Below are 6310 nucleotides of genomic sequence, written 5' to 3'. Positions count from 1 at the left end.
GGCCAACACGCGTGTCTGCCGCATCCGCCTCGACGTGATGAGGTGCGACAAGATCATACAGCTGCCGAACCAGCACACGGTTCACGGCCTGCGCGTACAGAAGTACCCGCGCACCGGCTACGTCTTTGCCAATGGCGAAGATCGCGTGCCGATCCCGAACGACGGCTCGGTTCTCGACGACCACAAGCAGTATCACGCGATCTTCTCGGCGATCGACGGCGACACGATGAAAGTCGCGTGGCAGGTCATGGTCGACGGCAATCTCGATAACGTCGACGCCGACTACCAGGGCAAATATGCCTTTGCCACCTGCTACAACTCCGAAGAAGGCGTGAACCTCGCGGAGATGATGGCGAAGGACCAGGACTGGATCGTCGTCTTCAACCTCAAGCGCATCGAGGAAGCGGTCGCGAAAGGCGACTTCAAGGAAATGGGCGGCGTCCCGGTCGTCGACGGCCGCAAGGGTTCGCCCTACACCCGCTACATCCCGGTTTCCAATGGCCCGCACGGCATGAACACGGCGCCGGATGGCATTCACATCGTCGCAAACGGCAAGCTGTCGCCGACCGTTACCGTCATGGACGTGCGCCTGTTCGACGACCTTTTCGACGACAAGATCAAGCCGCGTGACACGGTCGTTGCCGAGCCAGAACTCGGGCTTGGTCCGTTGCATACCGCCTATGACGGTCGGGGCAATTGCTACACGACGCTCTTCATCGACAGCCAGATCTGCAAGTGGAACCTTGAGGATGCAAGGCGCGCCTACAAGGGCGAAAAGGTCAACCCGATCCGGCAGAAGCTCGATGTGCAGTATCAGCCCGGCCACAACCACACATCCATGGGCCAGACCAAGGATGCTGATGGCAAGTGGCTGATTTCGCTGAACAAGTTCTCGAAGGACCGCTATCTCAATGTCGGCCCGCTGAAGCCCGAGAACGATCAGCTCATCGACATCTCCGGCGACGAGATGGTGCTGGTTCACGACAACCCGACGTTTGCCGAGCCGCATGACGCGACGATCGTTCACAACTCGAAGATCAACCCGGTCAGCATCTGGAGCCGCGACGACAGCTTCTTCGCCGATGCGGTCGCCCAGGCAAAGGCCGACAACATCGACCTTCTGATCGATTCCGAAGTGATCCGCGACGGCAACAAGGTCCGCGTCTACATGACATCGGCCGCGCCCGCCTTCGGATTGGAGAGCTTCTCGGTCAAGCAGGGCGATGAGGTGACCGTCTACATCACCAACATCGACGAGGTGGAAGATCTCACGCACGGCTTCTCGATCATCAACTACGGCATCAACATGGAAGTTGCGCCGCAGGCGACGGCTTCCGTGACCTTCACCGCCGATAAGCCCGGCGTGTGGTGGTACTATTGCTCCTGGTTCTGCCATGCCATGCACATGGAGATGAAGGGCCGGATGTTCGTGGAGCCGAAGAAGGCATGATGCGTCTCCACAAGGCGACATTGCTCGGGATGGCGGCAGTCGCCGCCATCCCGGCAACGGCGGGAGCGGAAACGATCCGCCTCTCGCCTACTGCCGTATCGTCCCTCCAGCAAGCCGTCGATACTGCCAAGCCGGGCGATGAACTGGTGCTGGAAAAGGGAGAGTTCTTCGGCCCGGTCACGATCGGCGTGCCACTCACGCTGCGCGGCGAACCGGGCGCCTCGATCAAGGGAAACGGCAAGGGCAGCGTCGTCACCATCACCGCTGAGGACGTGGTCTTCAGCGGCATTACCGTTTCGGGATCGGGCAGCTCGCTCGAAGACATGAATTCGGGCGTCTTCGTCGCGCAAAGCGCCAAGCGCGCCGTCGTCGAAAAGAGCCGGATCGACGGCAATCTTTACGGCATCTATCTGCATGGCGCTGAGAACTCTATTGCCCGCGACAACGTCATCATCGGCACAGGCGAAGGCCGGCTGAGCGAAACTGGCAATGGCGTCACGCTCTGGAATGCGCCGGGCGCTCGGGTAACCGGAAACGACATCAGTTTCGGGCGCGACGGCATCGCGACCAACGCAAGCAAACGCAACGTCTTCAGCGGCAACCGCTTCAGTAATCTGCGTTTCGCTATCCATTACATGTACACGAACGACAGCGAGATCAGCGACAACATCTCCACCGGCAATTCCGTCGGCTATGCCATCATGTTCTCCAGCCGGCTGAAGATCACCGGTAACGTCTCCGATGGCGATCGCGACCACGGCTTGCTTCTGAATTACGCCAACGGTTCGACCATTGCAGGCAACATCGTCAGAGGACGCCTGCAACCCATCTCGCGCTGGGACGAGCGCGGCGTCCGTTCACAGGAGCACGGCATTCCAGCAGGAGACGGCGAAGCCGTCGAAGACAAAACGGGCATGCGCCCCGGTCCGGACAAATGCGTCTTCATCTACAACGCCAACAAGAACCGCCTGCGTGACAACCTGTTCGAGGGCTGTGCGATCGGCATCCATTTCACCGCAGGTTCTGAAAGCAACAAGCTGAGCGGCAACGCTTTCGTCGGCAATCGCAACCAGGTGAAATATGTCGGCGCCCGCTATCTCGACTGGTCCGAGGATGGGCGCGGCAACTACTGGAGCGACAATCCGGCCTTCGATCTCGACGGCGACGGCATCTCCGACAACGCCTATCGCCCCAACGATCTGATCGATCGGGTGCTCTGGACGGCACCGCAGGCGCGCGTGCTGACCAGCAGCCCCGCCGTTCAGGTCGTGCGCTGGGCCCAGGCCCGGTTTCCAGCACTTCTGCCCGGCGGCGTCACCGACAGCCACCCGCTGATGGCGATGCCGGCACGAAAGGAACAATGACCATGACCTCGACCGTTAGCGTCAAAGGGGTTTCAAAAAGATACGGCGGCAAGGTGGATGCCCTGCGGGAGCTTTCCTTCACCCTCGACGAAGGCGAGACCGTTGCGCTGGTCGGCCACAATGGTGCCGGCAAGACGACGCTGATCAAGCTGCTGCTCGGGCTTATCCGCCCGACATCCGGCGAGGTTCGCGTCCTCGGCGAAGATCCGGCAAACGGCGACTTCGGCGTCCGTCGGGCGCTTGGCTACCTGCCCGAGAGCGTGTCTTTTCATATGGCACTGACGGGACGCGAAACCCTGTCCTTCTACGCGCGCCTGAAGCGGGTGGACGTGAGGTCCGCGGACGAACTCTTCGAGCGCGTCGGGCTTGCGGCCAGCGCCGCGGACCGTCCCATCCGCACCTATTCCAAGGGCATGCGGCAAAGGCTCGGCCTGGCGCAGGCGCTGCTCGGCGCACCAAAGGTGCTGTTTCTTGACGAGCCGACGAGCGGTCTCGATCCGGCGCTGCGGCGCAACTTCTACGCCCTCATAGATGAACTGCGTGCCGGCGGAACAACGATCCTTTTGTCCTCGCATGCGCTTGGGGAGCTCGAGGATCGCGCAGGGCGCGTGATCATCGTCAATCGCGGCTCGCAGATCGCAGATGGCACCATCGACGACCTCAGGCGGATCGCGAGCCTCCCGTCCCGGATCCGGGTGCGATCGGACTCCGGCCAAAGACCTGATCTTCTCGAAAGGACCGGCGTCCGCTGGACGGAAGCAGGCGACGGCAGCCTGGAAACCGAGGTGGCGCATGCCGAAAGACTTCCACTGTTGCATCGCCTCAGCGATGCCGCCTCCGGTATCGATACGCTGACGATGATAGAGCCGACACTCGACGATCTCTACGCTCATTTCCTGAACAGCCAGGAGGCGGCGTAAATGCGCAACATCCTGATCATCGCAGCCAAGGAAATTCGCGAAGGCATGCGCAATCGCTGGGTCCTTGCCACGACATTGGTCCTCGCCGCACTCGCGCTGACGCTGACGTTTCTCGGAAGCGCGCCCACCGGCAATGTCGGGGCAAGCCGTCTCGACGTGGTGATCGTCAGCCTTTCCAGCCTGACGATCTTTCTGGTGCCACTGATCGCGCTTCTGATCTCTCACGATGCCATCGTTGGCGAGGTGGAACGCGGCACCATGCTGCTGCTGCTCGGCTACCCCATCGGGCGGGGCCAGATCGTGTTCGGCAAGTTCCTCGGCCACATCGCCATCCTGTGCTTTGCGACCATTTGCGGCTATGGCGCAGCCGCCATCGCACTCGCCTTGATGGGCGGTGCAACGGACGCGCAAAGCTGGCTGGCTTTCGTTTCCATGACAGGATCTTCCGTCCTGCTGGGCGCGGTCTTCGTGGCAATCGGATATTTTATCAGTGCAAGTGCCGGTGAGCGCAGCACTGCGGGCGGCATTGCCATCGGCCTGTGGCTGTTCTTCGTGCTGATCTACGACATGGCTCTCCTCGGCGGGCTCGTGGCGGCACAGGGCCGTTCACTGCCGGACGGGCTGCTCGATTTCCTGCTTCTCGCCAACCCCACCGATGCCTACCGTCTTCTCAATCTCGGCAGCGGCGGCGCTGCTGCGCTCTCGGGCATGGGCGGTGTTGCCAAGAATTCGATCCTCACGGGCGAGGTCCTGCTTACAGCACTCTGCGTCTGGACAGCCGCACCGCTCGCTCTTGCCACCCTGCTTTTCTCCAGGAGGGACATTTGAAACCCGTCCGCTTTGCCCTCATCGTCGCAGCTTCGCTGGTGCTTGCTGCCTGCGAAAACAAGGAACAGGCAGAAATGCCTGCGCCCTATGCCCTCACCCAGGATGCCATGGGCCGCTATTGCGGCATGAATGTTCTGGAACACGCCGGCCCCAAGGGCCAGATCATCCTTGAGAAGATACCGGAAGCCATCTGGTTTTCGTCGGCCCGCGACACCGTTGCCTTCACGATGCTGCCGGACGAGCCGAAGGAAATCGCCGCCATCTACGTATCCGACATGGGCAAGGCGCCGAGTTGGGAGAAGCCCGGCGCCGATAACTGGATCGACGCGCGCAAGGCAGTTTTCGTCATCGACAGCCGGCTTAGAGGCGGTATGGGCGCGGAAGAAGCGGTTCCCTTTTCCTCGCAGGAAGCTGCCCAGGCCTTCATTGCCAAGAATGGTGGCCGCATCGTGCATTTCGCCGATCTTCCCGAAAGCTACATCCTGGGCGCTGGCGAAGGAAACGGCGATGAGGCCGAAGTACCGGGAGGACACGACCATGGCTAAGCCTGTCGGCCGCCGGCGCTTCATCACGATCATGGCGGCTTTCGCCGGGTTGCCGCTGCTGCGCGGAACAGGCCGGGCAGCGCTGCCGGTCGAACCTGTCGTCTGGCACGGTCAGGCTCTAGGCGCGCCGGCCATGCTTGTCCTCAATCATGAAGACCGCGCGCAAGCAAAGGTGCTTGTCACCAGAGTGGTGACAGAGGTTCGCCGCCTCGAGGATATCTTCAGCCTCTATCGCGAGGATTCGGCCCTCAGCCAACTGAACCGCATGGGCGCCATTGCAGCCCCGCCGACCGAGCTCGTCGAACTCTTGGAGATATCGAGGCGTTTTCACGTCCTTACCGGCGGCCGGTTCGAGCCCGCGATACAGCCCCTCTGGGCGCTCTATGCCCGACACTTCGCAAGGCTCGACGCCGACCCTGCCGGGCCTCATCAGGAAAAGGTGCGCGAGGCGCTGGCCCTCGCCGATTTCGGGCAGGTACGCGTCGACCGCAATCGCGTCGCCTTCTCTCGCCGAGGCATGGCACTGACGCTCAACGGCATCGCCCAGGGCTACGTGACAGATCGCGTCGTCGCGCTCTTGCGTGAGGCCGGTGTCACCAGCAGTCTCGTCGACATGGGCGAGAACCGTGCCATCGGCGCACGGGCCGACGGGCAGCCCTGGCGGATCGGACTTGCCGATTTTGAGGATGCGGATGCGGTCGATACGACCCTGGATGTCACCGACCGCGCCGTCGCCACCTCCTCCGGACAAGGGTTCCAGTTCGACGCCGATGGCCGGTTCAGCCACATCCTGGACCCACGGAGCGGCACCACCGCACAGCGGTATTCTCGCGTTTCAGTCGTTGCACCGGAGGCTTCGACGGCTGATGCCCTTTCGACGGCGTTTTCGCTGATGGCGCCCGAAGAGATCGATGCATTGGCAAGGCAGCAGACCTCGGTCGAGGTGCATCTCAAGAGCCAATGATAAGGCCCGATCGGCTAGCGAAACTCATGGACAGACAGATCACTCCGGAGCCCGCTTGATTGGGCGCGCGTCGGCGTTTCTGAAAACGAACGACCGACCGATTGAACGGTCTCTCACACGCCGGCTGCCCCTGGCTTCCCGACTGCGCTCCTTGCCATCGGTCGCCCGAACGTGTCGAAGCGGTTTGCCACGAACCCAGGGTAACGGGGCCGGTCGAACGTCTCCGCTGCCGTAAGGCC

Annotated in this window: 6 protein-coding genes; all 6 read left to right on the top strand. The window is 62.1% G+C overall.

The annotated features are described in order from the left end of the window. Positions 1-1450 (top strand): TAT-dependent nitrous-oxide reductase (gene nosZ / locus I8N66_RS13960; protein WP_291154522.1); only part of this gene is annotated, 1450 nt, incomplete at its 5' end. Further along, the gene (locus I8N66_RS13955; RefSeq protein WP_291154520.1) at positions 1447-2814 is read left to right on the top strand and encodes a nitrous oxide reductase family maturation protein NosD; all 1368 of its coding nucleotides are present in this window, start codon (positions 1447-1449) and stop codon (positions 2812-2814) included. The genes nosZ and I8N66_RS13955, both read left to right, overlap by 4 nt. Positions 2815-2816: 2 nt before the next feature. Beyond that, entirely contained in the window at positions 2817-3734 is a 918-nt protein-coding gene (locus tag I8N66_RS13950) for an ABC transporter ATP-binding protein (RefSeq protein WP_113537419.1), read from the top strand. Next, positions 3735-4562: an ABC transporter permease gene (locus I8N66_RS13945; protein WP_113537420.1), complete on the top strand. Its 828-nt coding sequence runs from the start codon at positions 3735-3737 to the stop codon at positions 4560-4562. Continuing rightward, positions 4559-5107: a nitrous oxide reductase accessory protein NosL gene (locus I8N66_RS13940; protein ID WP_113537421.1), complete on the top strand. Its 549-nt coding sequence runs from the start codon at positions 4559-4561 to the stop codon at positions 5105-5107. The genes I8N66_RS13945 and I8N66_RS13940 overlap by 4 nt, the downstream gene beginning before the upstream one ends. Then, positions 5100-6071, top strand: coding sequence for an FAD:protein FMN transferase (locus tag I8N66_RS13935; protein ID WP_113537422.1), 972 nt, complete (start codon positions 5100-5102; stop codon positions 6069-6071). The genes I8N66_RS13940 and I8N66_RS13935 overlap by 8 nt, the downstream gene beginning before the upstream one ends. Positions 6072-6310 lie beyond the last annotated feature (239 nt).

Origin of the sequence: Ensifer sp. SSB1, from assembly GCF_016652895.1 — a bacterium.
GTDB lineage: Bacteria > Pseudomonadota > Alphaproteobacteria > Rhizobiales > Rhizobiaceae > Ensifer.
This window is presented reverse-complemented; position numbering and strand designations above follow the sequence as displayed.